Here is a 22,652-nt window from a genome sequence, read left to right as displayed (position 1 = left end):
TATTTGAGGTTACAAGCGATCATGGCAAACTTTGCTGTGGGAAAGATCTTGATGAACAAATAGTTACCAGATAACTGAGGCGCTTAATAAGATGCCTGACGAGAGAAAATCAGCGAGAGAATATTGAGGAGTTCAAGAGATGATTTGGTTAATGAAAACCGGTAAACATAAGGCATGCTTACCGGTTAGCTATTATTAAGCTTGAGTATCTAGTGTAGAAAGTTCTTTATCAACGAAATACAAGCCTTCACCGCTTTTACCGACCAGACTTAATTTATCCAGCACAGATTTAAACAGTTTTTCTTCTTCATGCTGTTCAGAAACATACCACTGCAGGAAATTAAAGGTTGGGTAGTCCTGAGAGGTCATCGCCGCATGCGCCAGTTCATTAATTTTACGGGTAATTAACTGTTCGTGTTCGTAGGTGGCGTTAAACAGGCTATCCAGTGAATCGTAATCCTGGTCTGGTGCAGGAATTGCATTGATGCGTGGCAAGCTTCCGGTATCTGTTAAATAAGCAAACAGGCGTTGCATGTGTTCCATCTCTTCCTGGGCATGGCGACGCAGGAAAGCGGCTGCACCTTCGAAGCTATGGTAGCTGCACCAGGCACTCATTTGTTGATAAAGCAGGGAAGAGTAAAGCTCAAGATTCATTTGTTCGTTAAGTTTTTCGATCATTTCAGCTTTAAGCATGATGCGCTCCAGGAGAATCAGATAATTAACAATGGCGCTACTTTAATTTTATTATTTCTATAATGCAAAGGAATTGTTAATTATATTGTTGTAATGAGAATGGTTGCTAATATTATTCTTTTTTATAAATGATAGCTTAATACTAATAAGAATGATTGTTATTTAATTAATAGGATTGAACAACAATTATTGCCCAACCCATATAGGCGTTAAGCTCAATTATTGTACGGCTATTTCATCTCTCAGGTATTTCTCCATTCCGTTCCCCCTGCATTGGTACTCCAGTGTGACGGTTTGGTTCAGGCACAATGCGCCACTGGTCAGGCTGCAGGTTTTGATCGGATCGCCATAAGGGAATGCCGCACTATACCCCCATTGTTGACACTGGTGGCTGGCAGCCGACTGAGCAACGTAGGTGTCGACTTTCGCTCTTTGTAATGGCGCAATATCAAACCCGAGACGAACAACACCTGCCACTTCGCTCCCTTTGATGGGTTGTGGCGTTTTATTCATGGTGCAACCGCTTAATAACGCAGCCACTAAAACTAAATATATTGTTTTCATCACGCTGAGTCTCAAAAGATATTTCTTCTTATTTTAGCATGCAGCCAAACAGAATATTACCAACAGTATAAAGCTGTGTAATTGCATTTAAGGTCAGTAATAATCCATCTCTTAACCTAAATTTCGGGCGTTTATCAAAGGGTAATTACTGTGGTATTCACCAACGGTTTTCAGAAGATTTCTGACAGCAAGCATGGGTGTGCTGGAGAGAGGTTTTGCGCTGGTGGTAAGCGAAGTGCGTAACCGGGCAAAACTCAGAAGTGTGAGCACCTCTTAATTTTTTAAAACAAAATTTCATTAAATTTGAAAGTATGTTTGCCAGATAGTATCGTTAAGGTATACCCAAGCTATTCACCGCGGGAAATCCCGTGACCCAATCAGGAGACGGAAATGAAAATAGCACTGATGATGGAAAACAGTCAGGCTGGCAAAAATGCAATCATTCTTAATGAGTTGCAAGCGGTTGCTGCTGAGAAAGAGTACCCGGTTTACAACGTCGGTATGAGCGATGAGCAGGATCACCACCTGACCTACATCCACCTCGGTATTATGGCCAGCATTCTGTTGAACTCGAAAGCCGTTGATTTTGTTGTGACCGGCTGCGGTACAGGTCAGGGCGCAATGATGTCTCTGAACATCCATCCAGGTGTGGTTTGCGGATACTGCCTGGATCCAGCCGATGCTTTCCTGTTCGCTCAAATCAACAACGGTAACGCGCTGTCACTGGCATTCGCTAAAGGTTTCGGTTGGGGTGCAGAGCTGAACGTCCGTTACATGTTCGAGAAAGCATTCACTGGCCTTAAAGGCGAAGGCTACCCAATCGAGCGTAAAGAGCCACAGGTTCGTAACGCGGGCATCCTCAACCAGGTTAAAGCGGCTGTAGTGAAAGAAAACTATCTGGACACCTTACGTTCTATCGACCCTGAGCTGGTGAAAACCGCGGTAACCGGCGAGCGTTTCCAGAAGTGCTTCTTCGAAAATTGCCAGGACAAAGAGATTGAAGCGTTCGTTCGCGAAATCCTTGCCTGATAATGATTAATATGAAATACGGCCAGTTTTTGCTGGCCGTATTTTTTTGCTTCAATACCGCCTAATTTCCGGCGCTTTACGCGCGATCTTTCTCAATTCCTATCATTACTTCCTGCTATCGAACTGATGCGACTGCATATCAGCGTGTTGTTGCGTCTGACGCGCGGCTTCAAGGTGTTCTGCATCCCAGTGTTGAAGGTTGATATCAGCTTGCGGCTCTTCGGGCCAGCGCTGTTGCACACCGTTATGCAGACTCGGTTTATGCAACGCAGGGAAGCTTAAAGAGGGGGAATGGACGCTGGGTTCGGCGGCAGTGACCTGAAAACTGACCAGCGATATAAACAGTATTAACCTTAATGTCATGTGTTTCATAACGGCCTCAACGGCACTCAATCTATAGCGTTAAGTATAATTGTGGCCCGAAACACTATGCAGACTTACTGCATTATTGCTTTTTGGAAACGCTGCTCCCGGCATTTTGCGGTAGCCGTAACAAGTCGACCAGCCCAAGCAAGCAAATCAGCGTAATCATCACAAATGAAATTTTAATCGGCATGCCGGGAATTGATGTGACATCAAACCATTGGCTGATTTTCTCGCCAAGGCGAATACCAATTGCGCCAAGCGTGATCCCCAGGCCTACCGACAACTGCGTCGCGGTGCTGAAAAGCGTATTGGCGTAGCTCATTTGCGCAGGTGGCACATCGGAAAAGGCCAGCGTGCTGATGCCGGTAAATTGCATTGAGCGGAACATGCCACCAAAGAACAGGATGGCTATCGTCAACCATGCCGCGGTGTGCGGCGTGAGAAATGCACACGCCAATAAAGAAGCGACGTTCAGCAGACCGTTAATAATCAGCAGTTTTTTGAAGCCTAACGCACGAATCAACGGCGTGGTGGCGGGTTTCATGGCGAGGTTCCCGGCAAATACGGCTAACACCAGTAAGCCCGAATGAAACGCGTCCATACCGAAACCGACCTGAAACAGCAGCGGCAATAAAAACGGTACCGCACTGATGGAGGTGCGGAATAGCGAACCGCCGTACATTGTCACACCAAAGGTTTGCACCTTTAAAGCATCAAGACGAATCATCGGGTGTTTGGCATGTTTAAAATGCCGCAGTGAAAACCATAACGAGGCGGCTCCCAATAGCAGCAGGCTGACGGTTGGCAACACATTCACCTGCGATTGCCCGAGCATTTCCAGCCCGTAGACCAGGCTAATCATCGCCACGGCGGTACTGGTAAAACCGATGCCATCAAACGGGCGGCGATCGTCATCATGAATATCAGGAATCAGCCGCCACGCCAGCGCCATTGCTATCAACCCAAGCGGTAGGTTGATATAAAAAATCCAGCGCCACGAGGCGTAACTGGTGATGAATCCCCCCAGTGGCGGGCCAATAATTGGCGCAACCAAAGCCGGCCAGGTGAGTGTGGCGATAGCGGTTATCAGTAAATGCTTGGGCGTGGTACGTAACACCGCAAGCCGCCCGACCGGTACCATCAACGCACCGCCAACCCCTTGTAAGATGCGCATGGCGACAAACTGTTCCAGCGTATTGGCAATCCCACATAGCACGGATGCAAAGGTGAAAATCCCCAGTGCGAGGGTAAAAACTTTGCGGGCACCAAAACGATCGGCAATCCAGCCACTGGCCGGAATTAACACCGCCAGAGTCAGCAAATAAGCGCTCATACCGATATTCAGATCAACAGCATCAACGCCAAATGTTTTTGCCATTTCCGGGAGTGCTGTGGCAATCACGGTTCCGTCGAGAAATTCCATAAAAAATGCGCCAGCAACCAGTAGCGCCATACCAGAGATGCCGCGTTTTGGAGACTGAGAAGGGGAGTTTTCCATGCATGAAACTCAAAATTAAAATAATGTTTTAAAAAATAATTGAGCCAATTAACCAGTTAAGTGTTGGATTTGCAAGCCATTTGATGTGAATGGCTTGTAAAATCCACAATGAAAATGTGTGATGCACATCACAAAACCATTGATTTGTGTGACGGATGTCATATTATAGGCCCCATAACGAGCAACACCTGCAAAACTAAAAACTGGAGCACACAATGAAAATGCGCAAAATCCTGAAAAGTATGTTCGAGCAGTACTGCAAAACCTTCAAAGATGTACCGCCAGCTGGCATGTTTTGATCTGTCAGCCTGAATAAAAAAACCTGCCGCGGCAGGTTTTTTTATGCCTGAAATTTGGCTTCTAACGCTGCATATTCCACTTTATATCGACAATTTTTGCTTTAGCACTTTTTCGCATAACGTTATGCGTTTTACACTTATTTACATTGTGGGTATGGCTGGTGCACTATGCGGACTCTATTTGAGATGGAGTCCGTGAATAAATGCGTAAACCCCTGTTGTTATCTGCGCTGTTTGCCTCTTTGGCCCTGGCACTTTCTGGCTGTGATGATGCGAAAACCGAAACTGCAGCCGCGTCTGCTCCAGCAAAACAAGCTTCCCAGGATGGCGGCAATTTAATTGTCGGTATTACTACCGGTGATCCATTAGCGGTGAACCCACTGTATGCCAGCGACCGCACCACGCTGACGATTATGCAGGCGCTGTACGCCCCACTGTATAGCTTCAATGGCGACAAGATTGAATGGGGGCTGGCAGAAAGCCTGACGCCATCCGAAGACAACCTCTCATACCTTTTAAAACTTAAACCCAATCTGAAATGGCAGGATGGCAAAGCGATTACTGCCGATGACGTGGTGTTTACGTTCAACAAATTGCTCGATGAAAAACAACATAGCTTCTTCCGCAGCATGTTCGTTTATGGCGATAAACCCATTCAAGTCAGCAAAATTGATGACCAAACGGTGAAATTCACGTTGCCGCAGGTGAGTGCGGCATTTGTTGGGACTCTGGTTCAGATTTACCCTATTCCGCAGCATGTTTTTGCTGACGAAAAGGGCGATATGGAAAAGAGCACCAAAAACGATGCGCCAGTCGGTTCTGGCCCGTTCAAATTTAAAGAGTATCGTGCCGGGCAGTATTACGCACTGACCCGTTTTGATGACTACTGGAACGGTAAACCGAAGCTGGATGCCGTGACTTACCGTTTTGCTAAAGACAGCAACTCTGCCAACCTTGCGCTGCAAAATGGCGAAATCAACATGAAGATGGTTGATCCGCAAGACGTCACCCGTCTGAAATCGAGCGGTAAATTCGACTTCGTTATCTATCCTGAAGGGCGTCTGGCCTATATGACGTTCAACCAGAATATCGACAGCATGAAGAATAAAGCGCTGCGTCAGGCTATCGCTTATGCCATCAATAAAGATGAACTGGTGCAGGCGGCATTCTCATCGCTGGATTACGCGCAACCTGCCGCGTCTATTTTGACGCCAGACACGCTGTATCAAACCAACGATGTCGAAACCTATAAATACGACGTTGAAAAAGCGCAAGCGCTGCTCAAAGAATCAGGCGCTCCGGCTAATCTGAAACTGCGTCTTGCTTATATCAACACCAACAAAACCCAGGAAAGCATGGGCCTGTATATTCAGCAGCAGCTGAAGAACATTGGTGTCGCGGTAGAACTGATGCCAATGGACGCTAACGCTATGTCGCAGCGCAGCCTGGATATGAAGAACACCATGTATGAGCTGAGCCTCGGTGGTTACATCATGGGTATGGAGCCTGATGGCTATAAGTCGTTGTATATGAGCAATGAAGCTTATAACTACGCGCATTACAAGAACCCGGCGTTCGATGCGTTATGGAACCAGGGCGCGACTGAAACAGACAAAACCAAACGTGCTGAAATTTATAAGCAAGTTCAGCAAACCGTCGCAAATGATATGGCATGGTATCCGATTGCTTATACCAATGCGGTAGTCGCGGTAGACAAACGTTTTGCCGGGACCAAAGAGGCTGAACCTAAGCCGGTTTATATGTTCCAGGACCTGTCAAAAATCTATCAACAATAATAAGCACTTGCCCTCGGATTACGGTTTACCCCGTGCCGGGGGTTTTCTTTTGGGTAAAACCTGGAAAGCAGTATGAACAATGTGTTAGTACGACGCCTGGCGCAACTTGTGCCGATGCTGTTCTTCATTTCGCTGGTGTCGTTTTTGCTGGTCAAACTGGCACCTGGCGATCCGGTGCAGGCTTACATTACGCCACGTATGAGCCCTGAGGATATTGAACGTATCCGTCATAGTCTTGGGCTGGATAAACCGATGTTTATGCAATACCTGTTGTGGCTAAAAAACGTGCTGCAAGGGGATTTGGGTTATTCACTGATTTACCATCGCCCGGTATTAACCATGATTGCTGAGCGTATTCCGGCCACTCTCGGTTTGATGGGCGCATCACTGGTTCTGGCGATGGTCGTGGCTATTCCACTCGGATTATTGGCTGGTGCTTATAAGCATCGCTGGCTCGATCACTTCCTGAATATGTTCGCTTATATCGGTATTTCAGTGCCGATTTTCTGGTTCGGTATTCTGCTTATCACGGTGTTCTCGGTGCAACTGAACTGGCTGCCGAGCATGGGGATGCGCACCATCGGCGTTGAAGATTCCTGGCTGGATGTGATTCGCCACGGCATTTTGCCGTGTATCGCACTGAGCTTTTATAACCTCTCGAACTATGTGCGTTACATCCGCTCCAACACCATCACACAACTGTCGGCAGATTACGTGCAAACCCAGCTGGCCTACGGTGCCACTCGTCGCACAATCTTATTCCGTCATGTCCTCAAAAACGTGCTGCTGCCGGTGATTACTTTGTTTGGCCTCTCGTTTGGCGAACTGGTGGTCGGGGCGTATGTCACCGAAAGCGTCTTTTCCTGGCCGGGCATGGGCCTGTTAGGGATCCAGTCGATAACCTCGCTGGATTACCCGTTGATCATGGCGATGATCATGCTGTCATCGACCATGCTGATTATCGGTAACTTATTGGCAGACTTGTTATATCGCGTGGCCGACCCGCGTATTAAGGCATTGAGGTAAGACGATGAGTAGACGTTGGCAACAAGTTAAACATGGCCTGAAACGTAATCGTCCAGCTCAATTCTCGTTACTGGTTCTGGTGATTTTCAGCATTGCCGCATTACTGGCGGCTCTCAGCCCGTGGGACCCTAACCAGATGTCGCTGACCGCAAGGTTGCTGCCGCCAGATGCCGCGCACTGGTTCGGTACTGATGACTACGGGCGCGACTATTTCACTCGAGCCTTGTACGGCGGCCAAATTTCCCTGATGGTCGGTTTCCTGTCGATGCTCTTTTCAACCTTGATTGGTACGCTGGTGGGGACGATTAGCGGCTACTTTGGCGGGCGTATCGACAACCTGATGATGCGTGTGGTCGATATTTTGCTGTCGATTCCGGCGTTCTTTTTACTGCTGGTGTTAAACGCTTACCTGAAGCCTGGCATCGCCAACATCATTTTAATTATCAGTGCGCTGACGTGGATGAACATGTCGCGCCTGGTGCGGGCGGAAACTTTGTCGGTCAAAGAGCGTGAATATGTGGTGTATGCGCGCGCCTGTGGCGAACACTCGCTGATCATCATTGCCCGCCATATTATCCCGAACATTTTGCCAACCATTATGGTCGCGGCAACACTCAACATTGCCTCGGCGATCCTGATGGAGTCGACGTTAAGCTTCCTTGGGCTGGGTGTCCAACAGCCGAATGCCTCGTGGGGCAGCATGTTAAATAACGCACAATCTTTCATTGGCGAAGCCACCTGGCTTGCGATGTTCCCTGGGGTCTTGATTTTGCTGACGGTGCTGAGTTTTAACGTGCTGGGTGATGTTTTGCGTACCGCCTTTGAGCCAGGAGCGAACCGCGATGAATAACTTACTGGAACTCGACAACCTGCAAACCTCTTTCTTCACCCGCGAAGGGGAAGTGAAAGCGGTGCGTGGCGTAAGCTTTGCGGTGCAGCGTGGTGAAGTGGTGGGGATTGTTGGCGAATCAGGCTGCGGCAAAAGTGTCACCTGTAAATCGGTGCTTAAACTGCTGGGCAACAATGGCAAAGTGGTGGGCGGGCATGTCCATTTCAAAGGCGAAGATTTAGCCCGCAAAACGCCGGAACAGATGCGCCAACTTCGTGGCAATGACATTGCGATGATTTTCCAGGATCCGATGACCGCGCTCAATCCGGTGCTGACCATCGGCAAACAGATGAGTGAGATCCTGATTCGGAATCAAAATCTCAGCAAAAAAGCAGCCAAAGAAAAATCTATCGCCATGCTGCAACAGGTGGGGATTGGGAATGCTGAACAGCGTTATAACCAGTATCCCCATGAATTCAGCGGCGGGATGCGCCAGCGTGTAATGATTGCCATTGCGCTGTCTTGCCATCCAGCATTGCTGATTGCCGATGAGCCAACCACCGCGCTGGATGTCACCATTCAGGCGCAAATTCTGCGTCTGTTAAAACAGCTGCAACAGCAAACCGACACCGCCATTATGCTGATCACCCATGATCTCGGCGTGGTGGCGCAAGTGTGTTCGCGTGTGGTGGTGATGTACGGCGGCCTGGTGATGGAGCAGGGCAGTGTGGAAGATATTTTCTACCGTCCGGCGCACCCGTACACTCGTGGCTTGCTGGCGTCACTGCCGCGACAGGGTGAAACCGGCGCGCGTTTATCGCCGATTGACGGTTCGCCGCCGGGGTTACTCAACCCGCCACCAGGTTGCCCGTTTGCCGAACGTTGTCCGCAGCGTATGGCACATTGCACCAGCCTGCCACCAATGTATCAGACAGGTGAAGGGCATCAGGCAATGTGCTGGTTATGGGATTCGGAGGTGAACAATGCAGGACGTTAAGCCATTGGTTCGGGTCAGCGGGCTACGCAAATATTTCCACAGCCAGCAGGGTTGGTTTAACAAAACGCCCCCGGTGAAAGCGGTGGATGGTGTGAGTTTCGACATCTATCCCGGTGAAACTTACGGGCTGGTGGGCGAGTCAGGCTGCGGTAAATCGACATTAGGGCGCAGCGTGCTGCGTCTGTTTGATATTACTGAAGGCGAGATTGAGTTTGCCGGCCAGAACATTGCCAACATGAGCGACAAGCAACTCAAACCGTTGCGCCGCCGCATGCAGGCGATCTTCCAGGACCCGTATTCGTCACTCAACCCAGGCATGACGGTCGCGCAACTGATTGCCGAGCCGATGAAAATCCACGGCTATGGCAAAGCTCAACGCGAAGCACGCACTATTGAATTGCTGGAAAAGGTTGGCCTGAAGGCGGAGCATTTAAACCGCTTCCCGCATGAATTCAGCGGCGGTCAGCGCCAGCGCATCAGCATTGCTCGCGCTTTGTCGGTTAACCCTGAATTTGTGTTATGCGATGAACCGCTCTCGGCGCTGGATGTTTCGGTGCAGGCGCAGGTAGTGAATATTTTGCAGGATTTGCAGCAGGCATTGGGGCTGACGTACCTGTTTATCGCGCACGATTTATCGATGGTGCGCCATATTTCTGACCGTATTGGCGTGATGTATCTGGGCTCGCTGGTAGAAGAAGCCCCGGCGGAAATGCTCTATACCGAACCGGCGCATCCATACACACGGGCGCTATTGGCATCGATTCCGGTCGCCGATCCGCATGTACAAATGCTGGAAAGGGGCGGTATTAGCGGGGAGTTACCGGGGGCGATAAGCGACTGGCCGGGTTGTAAATTCGCCAATCGCTGCCCGCGAGCGATGGATAAATGCCAGAGCCAAAGCCCAGTAATGCAGGAGATTTCTCCTGGTCACCGGGTGGCATGTTGGCTGTTTGAAGAAAAGTAAGCGTATTTAGCGTGGTGCCAGAGCGAGAATGACATGTTCAGGGTCATTCTCGATCGCACGTAGTAATGCTTTTGCTGGGCCTGTCGGTTCACGGCGGCCTTGCTCCCAGTTTTTCAGCGTATCGACGCTCACGGAGATCAGCCGGGCAAAACCGGCCTGCGATAACCCCGTCGCCTGACGAATGGTTTTGACCTGAGTCGCGGTGACTTCCGTTGCGCGAGATGGCTCGCGTTTACCTTCTACAATCTCATTCATTTGCGTCATGCTTTCAGACAGACGCGCGAACAGTTGTTTATCCATTTACCACCTCTCGTTCATTTGCCGCAAAAAACGTTTTTCCGCTTCATCCAGATCGTCTTTGACCCCTTTCGGGTAAATCAGCAATAGTCTGATGATGCTATCGACGTTTTTATGGAAATAGATGACTCTAACGCCACTGCGTTTTCCCTTGTTTTTTGCAGGCCACCGCACTTTACGCAGGCCACCAGTATGGGGAATCACATCGCCGCTTTCCGGGGAAAACGTCAGGAATACCTGAAACAATCGGTATTCTTCATCCGTGAGCAGTGCGTTGACATCCTCTGTAAAAATGGGCGTTTCGATAAAAAGCATAATATCCGCCATTGGCGTATAGCCAGGATTAGGTTAACAGGAAGTGTACATAAGTCAATGGCGTACTTAGATAGCATGCAAAACTCGGGTGGTTAACTGAATTCACAAAGTTTTAGTACGTTCTTCGGGATGCATTCCAGAATGGATTATTGCCTCAGGGATAGAGGCGCGAGTACTATGACGCCCATTGCGAAACAGGAGAGAAAGAATGTCCGAACAATTATCTGCCGACCAGGAACTGGTTTCTGACGTGGTGGCGTGCCAGTTAGTGATTAAACAAATTCTGGATGTCATTGATGTGATTGCGCCGGTAGAAGTCCGTGAAAAAATGGCGAACCAATTAAAGACCATTGATTTCGCCACTCATCCGGCAGCGGCGGATCCGGTGACCCGCCGCGCGATTCAAAAAGCCATTTCTTTGATTGAACTGAAATTCACCCCGCAAAACGAAGCGCATTAATTCCGAATTATAATCGCCCTTATTCAAGGGCGATTTGTCATCAGAAGAACGTCATCACTAATAAGTAACTCGCTGCACAAGCACAGCTCACGCCGATTAAGCCGGGCAAAATGAAACTGTGGTTAATGATGAATTTACCAATTTTTGTGGTGCCAGAACGGTCAAAGCCGATGCACGCCAGGTCGCTTGGGTAAGTCGGCAACACAAAGTAGCCGTAAGACGCCGGGAAGAAGGCAATCAGCATTTTCGGTTCAACACCCAGCATCAACCCCATCGGTGCCACGGCAGTTAACGCGGCAGCCTGGCTGTTCACCAGTTTAGAAACCAAAAACAGCACGATGGCATAAGTCCACGGGTGGCTTTGCACGACGCCTTCCAGCGCCATTTTTAGTTCTTCAAGATGTGCCTGGAAAAAGGTATCACTCATCCACGCCACACCAAATACCGAGAAAATAGCCACCATACCGGCTTTGAATACCGCGCCGTTAGAGACAGCCGAGGCATTCACTTTGCAGGCGATCAGCATTACGGCACCGGCAATCAACATCATCATCTGGATAACCAGATTCATCGATAGCGGCTTGAATGAGCCTTTGACCTCGAAGGCCGGGCGCAGCGCCGGAATGGCCCCCAATAACACCACCACCAGAATCCCGGCAAAGAAGATCCACGTTGACCAGTAGGCTTGTTTTGGGAACACCTGGTTCATCAGCGTTTCGCTGCTGCCGTAGATAAATTCACGCTGTTTCGGGTCTTTGAGTTTTTCCTGGAACTCTTCGTCGTCCTGCAAATCTTTGCCGCGACGTAAGCTCCACAGTGCTGCAATCAGCACGCCAAACAATGAAGCAGGAACGGAAACGCAGAGGATATCGAGGATGCCCCACGCCTGACCAATACCATGGTTAGCCGCCAGAATCGAAATCAGCGAAACCACCGCCACAGAAACCGGAGACGCGGTAATCGCCATTTGCGAAGCAATTGATGCCACCGCCATTGGGCGTTCCGGACGAATGCCTTTCTTCAGTGCGATATCGGCGATAATCGGGAACATGGTGTACACCACATGACCGGTGCCGCACAGGAAAGTCAGCATCCAGGTGGTGAACGGTGCGAGCAGGGTGATGTGCTGGGGATGTTTGCGCAGCAGACGCTCTGCAAACTGCATCATCACATTCAGGCCACCCGCAGTTTGCAATGTGGCGGCACAACCAATCACAGCAAGAATGGTCAGCATCACATCAACGGGGGGTTTACCTGGCTCAAGCCCAAAGATGAAGGTGAGAATAAACAGCCCAATGCCGCTGATTAGGCCAAGCCCCATCCCACCAAAACGTGTGCCCACTAACAGGCATAAAATAATGACAATAAATTCAATGGTTATCATGGTAGACCCTTAAAGTTGTATATGTAATTAGCATTACAGAATGTAAGGATTACCGCTGGGACACAGATCTTGTTTATTAAACTTCAATTAAAACAGCTTGTTAGTAACAATAAATTAACACTCCGCCCGAGACAGGCGGAGTGAATAATCATAACGGGAGATGGGAATACTGAAGGCGTGGAAGGATAGCGCTGTCGTTTGCTACGTCGACGACTACAACGTCTTCGCCATGTTTAAGCAAAATACGCATGCCATTGTTATCCTGGGTAATCTGCATATCGGTGATAGGTCGCTGGTGGTCGAAATCCCAAACGCTTACAAACACGGGATGCGTTTCATGGCTCCGTAACACCAGATAACTCAACTCACCAACGGCTGGATTATCCGGCGCGCGTCCTTGCCACAACTCGGCATGTCCATACAGCCATAGTGCTTGCCCGTGGTGGGCTGTGGCGAAGTGGCGCGGCTGGCAATTGGTTAACGATACGCAATGCGCATCATTCATGATAGACAACGGGCCGTGAGCACTAAACTGCGCCTGTTCACCTTCAACATCCAGTGCTTTCCCATGCAGATGTAGCGTCCAGTCGATTTGCTGGCAATGCGGATTATGCACGCTGCTAATGTCAATTAAGGCGTTATCCAGCCATAACAGACGGCGGCGAAAACGCACGTCACGCCAGGCTTCACTGTCCCATTGTACGCGGGTATGGCTGTCGAGTTCAGGCGGCGTTTGTCGCCAGTCAACCTCTGTATCCAGCCAGCAGAAAGCCTGGCTTTCATGATACTGGAGGACCACAGGAACGGCAGGGGGTTGGTTGGTTTGGTTGACTGTAATGGTGTTATGCGTGGCGCTATTTTTGTAATACGCATAGTGCATTGGCGCGCCATAACCGGTCGTACCAAGATCAGGCAGGATCTCTTTTGCACCATTAAACAGCAGAATGTTCAGGCGGTCATAGTGGTCATGCTCGCCGCCATAGGGCGTATGCTTAACCAGTAATGCGCGTTTCTTTTCTGTGTTACGCCACACGGTCAGACCGCTATGCGGGGCATGAGTATGACCCGCAGGAATCAGGTCCGGTATCTTTTCTGGCAGTGGTGTGGTGTAAAGCAGGGCATCAAGACCAGGACGCGGATGTTGCGCATTGATAGCCTTAAGCGCGGCGGCATACTGCTCATCGCGATAGTAATGCCAGGCAAAGTGATAAAGATGACCGTGGTCGAGTTTTTCCTGGCCATAGATACAATCGTTGATACGCGGAAAAGTGCCGTCTGGCATTAACAGAGTCAGCGGGAAACTAAGCATTTTTTTATAGTAAGGTTCATCCAGCAAACTCCACTGGGTGCCTATAGCCAGTTTTTCAAAAGCCAGAAAACCTTGCAGGGCGTAGAAGTGGTAATGAATAGATCCCTCGAACCACAGCCCTTCCTCGAACAGGCCCTGTTCAAGCTGATAACGCAGACCGTAAGGTTGGTTGACGGCAAATTCGACTAACGCGGCATCTTCCAGCACCAGCCCCAACACACCGACCGCGCAGCCAATTTTCACTTCATGGTTGTGTAATTGTGCAGTGCGATGGGCCATCAAAAACTGCGCACCAGCGCGCAATAAACGAACTGTAACGTACTCGCGCTGTTCGGCAGTGAGTGCCTCAGCGATGCAATCAAAACCGAGGGCGAAATCCAGCATGCAGTTCGCTTCGCAAAGTGTCTGGGCATTCATTTTCCCCGGACCATTGTACGGAATGCCACCGTGAATTTTGTAATCCGGATAGAACTTAGCGTAACGCATCAGCAATTCACTGACTTTATCCAGATAGATCTGCTCGCCAGTAAGTTGCCACAATAAACCCAACTGGTGGCAGGCTTTGGCATTCAGGCCGTTGAGCTCACGCCACCACGCACCATCATAGGGTTCACCGCTAAAGTTTTGGCCGTCTATCGGGCAGCAATGGCAGGTTGGTGAGGCGCGATCCCACACCAACCTGACGCCGTGGTCGGGGCAGAAATAATAGAGATTCCAGGTTGCCAGGGCGGTTTCTGGCACAACGACTGGATTGTTGAGAACCACACTGTTGTCGGCAATCAACTGCTCAATAATGGCGGGTTGAGCGCAAACTCGTTGCTGAAGAAGAATAAGTTGTTGCGTGGTGAACTGCTTCATCGCTCGATCCTTATTCTCTATCACTGTTGCTTTAATGGGGTAATCAGATGCGAGATATCATCTGGATACTTCGCCATCAGCCATTCGGCTTTTTCAACAAACAGTTTGTCGTCAGGCCAGGCTCGTGCGGCACTGACCATATTCACCAGTGCTTTTTGATCATCCATTTTATCAATATCCTTCCAGGGCCAGGTTTCAGTGCTATTTATGTAGTGCGCGAGGTAGCGATAGCCCTGGCGCAAGCTATGGTCATCAAGAGTGAAATTCCAGACATCAACCCCAGCAATGTCCCCTAAACGCCCCAACTTGTTGTAAGCCTCAAGATGGAAATTGCTGTAATGCCACGGGCGAGTGCGCTCAATTTCCGCCATCTGGCGGCCTTCTTTATCAAAATGGGAGGGAATACGTCGTAGTTGGGTGATTTGTAGTCGTTTTTTAGCGGCGGCTATATCGCCACTAAACAGGGCAAATGACGCTGCCTGTAAATCAAAATAGGTGCCGTGATTGTTATGCCAATTGTCTTCTTCAAATCCGTTTTGGCTGGTGCTCATCCAATGGTAAAAATCGCCATACCATTGTTTTATCTTCTGATAATCTTCATCGCTGACCACATTCGCTGGGCGTAATAATTCAACGGCATCAATCACTTCTACCAGTGCGCGACTGTCAATCAGGCCAATCCCTCGGCCATCGTTAATCCCTGGAATAGCCTGCGCATGTTGCAGGTTAGGATTCATGCGCGTTTCTGGTTTCACAAACCAGTTCAGCAATTGGTCACGTGCTTTTTCGGCGTATGCCGGGTTGTGGGAAAATTGCCACGCCAGCGCCAGTGTCCAAACGTCATTGCTCATGTTCACCAGACGTTTTTTGTCCGTGGCATCACTATTGGCATCAGGGTTGGTTTGGCCATCTTTGCGAAGGTAGGGCAGGCCATCTTTTTTGTTCGGATCGGGCCACCAGTACGGTGGAAAACTGTAGTAATCATGTTTATCGCCGCTGGCGGCGATTAGCGTTTTATCCATCACTGAATACAGTGGTTTGTTCAGCGCCTTGTCTGCGTTGGCAATCAGTTTTTGATAAGCCCCGGTAAATTGTGGATTTTGTGCCTCTATCTGCTGCTGGCTATAGCGTAGATCATCGAGCTTAATTTGCAGTGGATGTGCATCGGCGGCATATAACGGTGAGGCCAGTAATGAACCCGCCACCGCCAACGAAAGCAATGACAGGCAAGATAATAAACTGGGTTTTGTCGGGCACATATTTTCTCCGTCCATCGATGGAATGAATTCAGGGTGCTAAGAATGTTCGCCTTATTAGTATCAATGTGTTGATACCGTTAATGGTGTTATTAATTTTCGTTAAATATGAGGCTAGAAATAAATTTTTTTGGATTGAGTGCGCAGTGTAAGAGGCGGAATAATTATTTGTGTGATTAACTTCAAATTAATATCAGAGATGTAAAATAACGCCTTGTAATGAGATTTGCATCACGAAAATGAGTGCTTTTAAATACTTGTTTATATTGTGCAGGTTTTGTTTAATTTTTTATCTTTATGATTTTAAAGGTTAAAAATGTTTATGTGATTTTTGATATGTTTTTTAGTGTGACTTCAAACACGTTTTTGCATTGTGAAACAGTATTTCTGTTTTATGGCGTTGTGTTTAATAAGGGCATTCTATTTAATTGCTGGGCAGCCTTTTCATTAGCGAAATAACCTGCTTCACTCCATTTTTGTTTCAACAATTAAATCTCTTAAAATAAGGATGTGAATATAAATGTTCCCTACAAAATTAAAATCCGCATTACTGATCTCTGCTCTTGGTTTAAGTGCATCGCAAACCTTTGCAGCAGAAACTTTGAACGTCTGGATTCGTGCAAGTAACGACTCCAAAAATATTTACAAACAAGAGGCCGAAACCTTTGAGCAAAAGACCGGCATTAAAATCGAGTACTTTAATGCTACCACCGACTTCGAACAGCGACTGGCGCGCGCGGCAGCCGGTAATGCACTACCTGACCTGATTTTTAACGATGCGGTCGCCATCGGACAATTCATCCAGCTCGGTATCGCGGAAGAAATTGACCCGAAAACTATTGCCGGTGGTGAAAACCTTTACCCGACCGCCTGGGAAAGTACCCGCTATACCGACGGTAAATTCTACGGCGTCCCCACTTCGGCCCAAACCTTCGCGCTCTTCGTGCGTAAAGACTGGCGTGAAAAATTAGGGATGCCTGCGCCAAAAACATGGAGTGACGTCGAAAAATTAGCCAAGGCCTTTACCACCCAGGACCCTGACGGCAACGGCAAAAACGACACCTACGGCTTTTTGCTCCCGGGCTCAACCACACGCGGCTACGCTAGCTGGTTTATGAGTGCCTTCTTGTGGCAAGCCGGTGGCGATTTTATTCGTGAAGGTGCGAAGGGGGAGTTTAAAGCTTCGCTAGACGAACCTGAGGCCCGCGAAACGTTGCAATTTATGCGCGGCATGTTGTGCGAAAAAGTCGTGCAACCTGGAGCTATTAACGCCACGACCGCCGACATCATTCCGTCCTTCCGATCCGGCCAAACCGGGATGTTCTTCACCGGCCCTTATCACATCGCTTTATTTGATAAAGACCCGGGTAAGGACAACTTCGAAGTGGTGACCCTAACTGGACCAAAAGGGAGTGCGACGCTTGCGGAAGGCACCACGGTCTTCATGATGAAAAGCAGTAAAAACAAAGAGGCGGCGCGCAAATTTATTGAATTTATGATTTCCCAGGAGGGGCAAGAAATTGGCATGGGTAAAGGCAGTAAACACATGCCTGTGGTCCGTTTGCCTGTCAATAAATTGGTCGATACCCAGGCGGTTTACAACGATGAACGCTGGGCAACTTTCGCCAAACTTTACGCTGAACAAGGCCGTTACGTGCCGCAAGTTCCAAACTGGACGCCAATTCGCCAAATAACCGCCGATGGCTTTAACCGCATTCTGGCGGACTGCAATAGCGATATTGCCGCTGAACTCAAAACCACCAACGAGAAGGTCAACGCTGAACTTGCCAAACAGCAGGTACTGGCGAAGTAAGGGTAGTTATAACGTAACCCTCACCCCATCCCTCTTCCATCGGGAGAGGGGGAAAGAACTTTCGCTCTCCTTAGGGGAGATGGCAAGAGTGAGGGGTAATAACGAAAACCGTAAAAAATGAGTGAAAATAACGATGTTGACTCCTCGCCAGAAACGAAATCTGGTGCCATGGCTTTTCCTCGCTCCGGCACTGGTCATTTTCACCTGGTTTAAATTCATCCCGATGCTGCAAGGCCTGGTGATGAGTTTTTACAAAGTGAACTTCAATCAACCAGATGAATGGGTTGGATTTGCCAACTTTGCACGCGCGTTCGCCGACATAGAACTGCATTCGGCAGTTTTTAACACCTTCCTGTATGTGGTGGTGACAATGGTGGTCGGGGCGGTTTTGGCATTCTTCCTTGCCATGTTGCTTGAAGGGCCTGCTCGCCATTTGCGTTTCATCCGTACGGCGATTTTCTTACCCGCGGTCACCAGTGCAGCAATCGTCGCCGAAATGTGGCGTATCTTGTTCAACCCAACGCCTAATGGTGTTGTGAACCACATCTTGAGCTGGTTCGGTATTGCCGACCAGGGGTTCCTGGCCAGTGCCGATCAGTCGCTTTGGGTGATCATGCTGCTGCATATCTGGAAAGCAGTACCGTACAACATGGTGATCTTTATTGCTGGGTTGGCGGGAATTAGCCGTGACTTGTACGACGCTTCAAACGTGGATGGTGCGAACTGGTGGAACCGACTGCGTTACGTCACGTTGCCTGGCATGATCCCGGCGATTTCTGTGGTGCTGATGTTGTCATTTATTCGTGGCTTCCGTGTGTTTGCAGAAGTGTATGCCACTACGGGGGGTGGGCCATCCGGCGCCACTGAAATGATCATGACTCATATCTACAAACTCGGTTTTGAGCAATTTGACTACGGCTATGCTTCGGCGGTGTCGTTCCTGTTATTCGCTTTCACCGTCGTGTTGACGATTTGTCATCTCACTTTGAAAAAGCGCATCGCCCGCTATTAAGGAGCCGCCCATGTTAGGTAAACGTTGGGATACCGTAGGCCGCTGGATGATTTATGGCTTGCTGTTAATTGTATTTGTCGGGCCATTCTGGGGCATTGTCGCCACGGCCTTTAGCGGAGCACCGGTTAAACCGGGTGAACTGCTGGCATGGCCAAATGAGTTTTCCATGGAGAACTTTATCTTTGCCTGGCAAGACATTGGCGTCTGGCAATATTTGCTGAACTCAATGGTGGTGGTGTTCTTTGGCACCATTTTGCAGGTTGCCGTTAGTGCGCTTGCCGCCTATGCGTTGGCACGCAAGAAGTTCATCGGCGTTTCATTGGTTAGTCTGGTCATTCTTTCCACCATGATGCTGCCGGAGGAAGTGATCGCCATTCCGCTGTACATGATTATCAACTGGCAACTGCCGCTGATTGATTCGTCACTCTACAACACCTATCTGGGCATGATTATGCCGGTTGTGGGTTGGGCGTTTTCGATCTTCGTCTTAAGCGAATTTATGGCGGCGATCCCTAAAGAGCTGGAAGAGGCGGCGCGTATCGATGGGGCAAATGAGTGGCAAATATTCTTCCACGTCATTTTACCGCTGGTGAAACCGGCACTCGGCACCGTTGTGACGTTTGGCTTCATCATGATTTGGGACCAGTACCTGCTGCCGCTAATTGTGGTGAACCATGACAGCCTGAATACCATCCCGGTTATTCTTGGCCGTCTGCGTACGGACGAAAGTATTACACCAAACATTTTCATTGCCATCACCTTACTGGCGATGTTGCCAAGCATCATTGTTTATCTCGGTCTGCAAAAACATTTCAATCGCGGGATTATGTCCGGCGCGGTCAAAGGATAAGGAGCGACACATGGGTTCCGTGGTACTGAAAAATGTCTGTAAATCATATGGTGATGTGCATGTCATCAAAGATGTCTCTTTGACTATTCCAGATGGAGAGTTCTGTGTGTTGGTTGGCCCAAGTGGCTGTGGGAAATCAACGCTGTTGCGCATGATCGCCGGGCTAGAGGAGATAACTGGCGGTCAGGTTGCGATCAATGAGAAGGATGTCACTGACGTTGAGCCAAAGCTGCGTGATATCGCGATGGTGTTCCAGAGTTACGCACTGTATCCGCAAATGACAGTGCGCGAAAACATGGGTTTTGCGCTCAAAATGGCAAAACTGCCTAAAGCGGAAATCAGCCAAAAAGTGGAAGCGGCCGCTGATCTGCTCGGACTAGGCGTCCTGCTGGATCGTTTGCCAAAAGATCTTTCCGGCGGCCAGCGTCAGCGCGTAGCGATGGGGCGCGCCATTGTACGTAATCCTCAGGTGTTTTTGTTCGATGAACCGCTCTCTAACCTTGATGCAAAATTGCGTACTCAGGTACGTGGTGAAATCCGCGAACTGCATCGCCGCCTGAAAACCACCTCGGTGTACGTGACGCATGACCAAATTGAAGCCATGACCATGGGGCAGATGATCGTGGTACTGCGGGAAGGGCGTATTGAGCAGGTGGGTAGCCCGCTGGAGTTATACGACCGTCCGGCTAATTTGTTCGTTGCCGGATTTATCGGTTCGCCTGAAATCAATCAGTTAAAAGGTGAAGTGACACTACAAAACGGCGAGATGATGTTACGCCTCAATGATGACTCTTTGTTAAGCTTGCCGCCGGGCGTACAAGTCAAGCCGCAGCAAAAAGTGGTGTATGCGATTCGCCCGGAACAGGTCAATGTAGTGAGCGAAGCAGAACAGAGCGGGGCGCTGAAAGCGACCATCACAGCCATCGAAAATACCGGTTCTGATATGCAGTTATTCTGTAACACAGGAGGCGGTGCATTTACTTCGGTGTTTAAGCAACGCTTAAATGTTCGGGAGGGGGAAACGGTATGGTTGCAGCCTCGACTGACCGGTATCCACATTTTTGATGCCGAAAGTGGGCAGCGAATAGCCTGTCATTAAGGAGCAGTAAATGAAGTTGTATACCCTGGATGTGACGTGTCTTGAGAATGCTCGCCGTGGCTTACAGCAGCCTTTTTCTCCGTTACAGCTGGCACTGGGTCAGCTGGTCAGAGAGGCGGATAAACTCCGTGGTCAACCGCTGGAAAGCGTGGTGCATAAAAAATTGCGTCCGGTGAGTGGCGATCCACATGATTACTACAGCCTGGGGACATACTGGTGGCCCAATCCGCGCAGGCCTAACGGCCTGCCGTATATTCGTCGCGATGGGCACACCAACCCGCAATGTCAGAATAACGACACGGATACCACGCGTATAATCCGTATGTGTGAACGCAGCCTGACGCTTGGGCTGGCGTGGTACTTCACTGGACAGCGCAAGTACGCGCAGGCGGCGGCGGAACAAATCAAATGCTGGTTCCTTGACGAACAAACGCGGATGAATCCGCATTTGAACTACGGTCAGGCGATCCCAGGGATTGTTTCTGGCCGTGGTACCGGGCTTATCGATACGCGCTTGTTATGGATGGTGATTGATGCCATTGGCCTGATTAGCCCAGCGGGAGTGTTGGATACCGACGACATTATCGGTTTGCACCAATGGTTCAGGGACTTTAATCACTGGATGTTTTACAGCGATGTGGGTCACTCTGAATATGTCTGGCATAACAACCACGGCACCTGGTATGACGCACAGCGTGCGGCTAATGCACTGTTCTATGGTGATAAAGGGCTAGTGGCTCGCATCATTCAGCAGGGGATAACCCAACGTATGGCGGCGCAAATCGACCAGGAAGGTAAACAGACAATGGAACTGGAGCGTCCGGTGCCGTTCCACTATTCCTTGTTTAACCTTGAAGCGCATTTGTTGTTGAACCGTTACGCTGAGCATGTCGAGTTTGACCGCTGGAATGCCGTGCAGGATGGCCGAAGTGTGAAGCTCGGTATCGATTATTTGATGCCGTTTATCGCCGACCCGGATTTATGGCCGTACAGTGATTTACAAGGCATTGTCTGGGATAGCGCCTTGCGCATCATATTGCAATCGATGCGCGGGTATCCCAAAGAGGCTGCGCGTTATAAAACCGTGTTGGGCAGCTTCCCTGAAGATACCCTGGGTCTGCATGAACAACTGATGTGGTGCGCTTAGGGAAGGGGGTGACCTGGCAGGGCCTTAGTCATTGACCCGACCAAAAGGCCTCAATGCTGCTGATGATTCACCAAATTCGTCAAATGCTCATCGGTCTGGCTCATGCACATTCCGGCTTTATGTGCATTACGGACTTCATCGAGAATGGTATTGAGCAACACACCTTCGTCTTGCTGCTCCCGATCCATGGTTTTCAGGAAAGTGAGCGTCGAGAAATCATTTAATGCGGTAGCTTCTGCGGTCAGTGTGGTTAATGTCGCGCAACGTTGGTCATAATCGGCCACCGTTTGCTCGAACAACGTTTCTAATGAATCGCATTCGCGTGGCGGTTCTTCAATCGTCGCCACAATAGGATTACCACCGGCTTGCTTCATAAAAGTAAAAATACGCATCATTTGCGTGACGCTGCATTGTGCCTGATTTCTTAAAAAGATCGCTGTGCCCGTTAAACTCTTTTCGGAGCACCAGTGACTTAAGCGCAAATAAAGGTTGGAGGAGTAGAAGTCGCGGTTTATCTGTAAGTTAAGTCTTTGAACCATGCCGGAAGTTGCCATAATCATTCCTTTATTGAATCGGAACATCGGTGAAGATGGGGTAAACAATAAAAATTCATGGGGATGTTTAAACCATACCTCTTTAGGGGTATTCGGAGAACTATTAATTATGTCGTTTTATCACTATTTTCAGCCTGGAGTACTAATAAATAGCAAAGGCTAAAAATGAAATGATTATTAATGCGCGACTTTGTTTTTATATTCTCTAAATATAATGAGCTAAATTGTGATTCACAG

23 protein-coding genes are annotated in these 22,652 nt (G+C 49.1%); 13 read left to right on the top strand and 10 right to left on the bottom strand.

Annotated elements, in window-relative coordinates:
• Positions 1 to 195 precede the first annotated feature (195 nt).
• Both ftnA and yecR read right to left on the bottom strand, forming a co-directional pair.
• Positions 196 to 693 (bottom strand): non-heme ferritin, encoded by a 498-nt coding sequence (ftnA, locus tag EC843_RS04125; protein WP_064545742.1) that lies wholly within the window; start codon positions 691 to 693, stop codon positions 196 to 198.
• A gap of 219 nt (positions 694 to 912) precedes the next feature.
• The gene (gene yecR, locus EC843_RS04120) at positions 913 to 1,257 is read right to left on the bottom strand and encodes a YecR family lipoprotein (protein WP_064545744.1); all 345 of its coding nucleotides are present in this window, start codon (positions 1,255 to 1,257) and stop codon (positions 913 to 915) included.
• 390 nt (positions 1,258 to 1,647) lie between these two features.
• Between yecR and EC843_RS04115 the strand changes: the two genes are divergently transcribed.
• Positions 1,648 to 2,286, top strand: a complete 639-nt coding sequence (locus tag EC843_RS04115; protein WP_133521680.1) for an RpiB/LacA/LacB family sugar-phosphate isomerase — start codon at positions 1,648 to 1,650, stop codon at positions 2,284 to 2,286.
• Between the two features lie 105 nt (positions 2,287 to 2,391).
• Here EC843_RS04115 and EC843_RS04110 read toward each other — a convergent pair whose 3' ends face one another.
• On the bottom strand, positions 2,392 to 2,658 hold the full coding sequence (locus tag EC843_RS04110) for a hypothetical protein (RefSeq protein WP_133521679.1): 267 nt from the start codon (positions 2,656 to 2,658) through the stop codon (positions 2,392 to 2,394).
• Positions 2,659 to 2,731: 73 nt separating this feature from the next.
• Entirely contained in the window at positions 2,732 to 4,150 is a 1,419-nt protein-coding gene (locus EC843_RS04105; protein WP_133521678.1) for an MFS transporter, read from the bottom strand.
• Positions 4,151 to 4,365: 215 nt separating this feature from the next.
• On the opposite strand from EC843_RS04105, the gene azuC reads away from it, so the two are divergent.
• The 6 genes from azuC to EC843_RS04075 all read left to right on the top strand — a co-directional run bounded on the left by azuC (position 4,366) and on the right by EC843_RS04075 (position 10,061).
• A complete protein-coding gene (azuC, locus tag EC843_RS04100) occupies positions 4,366 to 4,449 on the top strand; it encodes a stress response protein AzuC (protein ID WP_115628089.1) in 84 nt (27 codons plus the stop codon).
• A 203-nt stretch (positions 4,450 to 4,652) separates the two neighbouring features.
• Entirely contained in the window at positions 4,653 to 6,245 is a 1,593-nt protein-coding gene (locus tag EC843_RS04095) for an ABC transporter substrate-binding protein (RefSeq protein WP_133521677.1), read from the top strand.
• Between the two features lie 72 nt (positions 6,246 to 6,317).
• Positions 6,318 to 7,271, top strand: a complete 954-nt coding sequence (locus EC843_RS04090; protein WP_064545752.1) for an ABC transporter permease — start codon at positions 6,318 to 6,320, stop codon at positions 7,269 to 7,271.
• 4 nt (positions 7,272 to 7,275) lie between these two features.
• The gene (locus EC843_RS04085) at positions 7,276 to 8,121 is read left to right on the top strand and encodes an ABC transporter permease (protein WP_121813736.1); all 846 of its coding nucleotides are present in this window, start codon (positions 7,276 to 7,278) and stop codon (positions 8,119 to 8,121) included.
• Positions 8,114 to 9,097: an ABC transporter ATP-binding protein gene (locus EC843_RS04080; protein ID WP_121813735.1), complete on the top strand. Its 984-nt coding sequence runs from the start codon at positions 8,114 to 8,116 to the stop codon at positions 9,095 to 9,097. The genes EC843_RS04085 and EC843_RS04080 overlap by 8 nt, the downstream gene beginning before the upstream one ends.
• The gene (locus EC843_RS04075) at positions 9,084 to 10,061 is read left to right on the top strand and encodes an ABC transporter ATP-binding protein (RefSeq protein WP_064545756.1); all 978 of its coding nucleotides are present in this window, start codon (positions 9,084 to 9,086) and stop codon (positions 10,059 to 10,061) included. Before EC843_RS04080 ends, EC843_RS04075 begins: the two co-directional genes overlap by 14 nt.
• Positions 10,062 to 10,067: 6 nt before the next feature.
• On the opposite strand, the gene nadS is transcribed toward EC843_RS04075, so the two are convergent.
• Together nadS and EC843_RS04065 are read right to left on the bottom strand one after the other, a co-directional pair.
• The gene (gene nadS / locus EC843_RS04070; protein ID WP_064545757.1) at positions 10,068 to 10,361 is read right to left on the bottom strand and encodes a NadS family protein; all 294 of its coding nucleotides are present in this window, start codon (positions 10,359 to 10,361) and stop codon (positions 10,068 to 10,070) included.
• Positions 10,362 to 10,673, bottom strand: a complete 312-nt coding sequence (locus tag EC843_RS04065) for a type II toxin-antitoxin system RelE/ParE family toxin (RefSeq protein WP_121815644.1) — start codon at positions 10,671 to 10,673, stop codon at positions 10,362 to 10,364.
• Positions 10,674 to 10,881: 208 nt separating this feature from the next.
• Here EC843_RS04065 and EC843_RS04060 point away from each other — a divergent pair, with 208 nt between their 5' ends.
• On the top strand, positions 10,882 to 11,133 hold the full coding sequence (locus EC843_RS04060; RefSeq protein ID WP_034496127.1) for a DUF2766 family protein: 252 nt from the start codon (positions 10,882 to 10,884) through the stop codon (positions 11,131 to 11,133).
• A gap of 40 nt (positions 11,134 to 11,173) precedes the next feature.
• Here EC843_RS04060 and EC843_RS04055 read toward each other — a convergent pair whose 3' ends face one another.
• The 3 genes from EC843_RS04055 to EC843_RS04045 all read right to left on the bottom strand — a co-directional run bounded on the left by EC843_RS04055 (position 11,174) and on the right by EC843_RS04045 (position 15,943).
• Positions 11,174 to 12,517, bottom strand: coding sequence for an anaerobic C4-dicarboxylate transporter (locus EC843_RS04055; protein ID WP_064545758.1), 1,344 nt, complete (start codon positions 12,515 to 12,517; stop codon positions 11,174 to 11,176).
• A 148-nt stretch (positions 12,518 to 12,665) separates the two neighbouring features.
• The gene (locus EC843_RS04050; RefSeq protein WP_064545760.1) at positions 12,666 to 14,684 is read right to left on the bottom strand and encodes a heparinase II/III family protein; all 2,019 of its coding nucleotides are present in this window, start codon (positions 14,682 to 14,684) and stop codon (positions 12,666 to 12,668) included.
• 20 nt (positions 14,685 to 14,704) lie between these two features.
• The gene (locus tag EC843_RS04045; RefSeq protein WP_133521676.1) at positions 14,705 to 15,943 is read right to left on the bottom strand and encodes an alginate lyase family protein; all 1,239 of its coding nucleotides are present in this window, start codon (positions 15,941 to 15,943) and stop codon (positions 14,705 to 14,707) included.
• A gap of 517 nt (positions 15,944 to 16,460) precedes the next feature.
• Here EC843_RS04045 and EC843_RS04040 point away from each other — a divergent pair.
• The 5 genes from EC843_RS04040 (at position 16,461) to EC843_RS04020 (ending at position 21,861) form a co-directional block, all read left to right on the top strand.
• Positions 16,461 to 17,753: a sugar ABC transporter substrate-binding protein gene (locus EC843_RS04040; protein ID WP_121813730.1), complete on the top strand. Its 1,293-nt coding sequence runs from the start codon at positions 16,461 to 16,463 to the stop codon at positions 17,751 to 17,753.
• 127 nt (positions 17,754 to 17,880) lie between these two features.
• Positions 17,881 to 18,765, top strand: coding sequence for a sugar ABC transporter permease (locus EC843_RS04035; RefSeq protein WP_121815643.1), 885 nt, complete (start codon positions 17,881 to 17,883; stop codon positions 18,763 to 18,765).
• Between the two features lie 10 nt (positions 18,766 to 18,775).
• Positions 18,776 to 19,615 (top strand): carbohydrate ABC transporter permease, encoded by an 840-nt coding sequence (locus tag EC843_RS04030; RefSeq protein ID WP_064545771.1) that lies wholly within the window; start codon positions 18,776 to 18,778, stop codon positions 19,613 to 19,615.
• A 10-nt stretch (positions 19,616 to 19,625) separates the two neighbouring features.
• A complete protein-coding gene (gene ugpC / locus EC843_RS04025) occupies positions 19,626 to 20,714 on the top strand; it encodes a sn-glycerol-3-phosphate ABC transporter ATP-binding protein UgpC (protein WP_133521675.1) in 1,089 nt (362 codons plus the stop codon).
• Between the two features lie 10 nt (positions 20,715 to 20,724).
• On the top strand, positions 20,725 to 21,861 hold the full coding sequence (locus tag EC843_RS04020) for an alginate lyase family protein (RefSeq protein WP_064545774.1): 1,137 nt from the start codon (positions 20,725 to 20,727) through the stop codon (positions 21,859 to 21,861).
• A gap of 50 nt (positions 21,862 to 21,911) precedes the next feature.
• Here the strand turns inward: EC843_RS04020 and EC843_RS04015 are convergent, their stop codons facing one another.
• Positions 21,912 to 22,415 (bottom strand): non-heme ferritin-like protein, encoded by a 504-nt coding sequence (locus tag EC843_RS04015; RefSeq protein WP_064545776.1) that lies wholly within the window; start codon positions 22,413 to 22,415, stop codon positions 21,912 to 21,914.
• Positions 22,416 to 22,652: the final 237 nt, after the last annotated feature.

Source organism: Buttiauxella sp. JUb87 (assembly GCF_004361975.1).
GTDB lineage: Bacteria > Pseudomonadota > Gammaproteobacteria > Enterobacterales > Enterobacteriaceae > Buttiauxella > Buttiauxella ferragutiae.
Note: the sequence above shows the minus strand (reverse complement) of the source record. Positions and strands in the feature narration are given on the sequence as shown.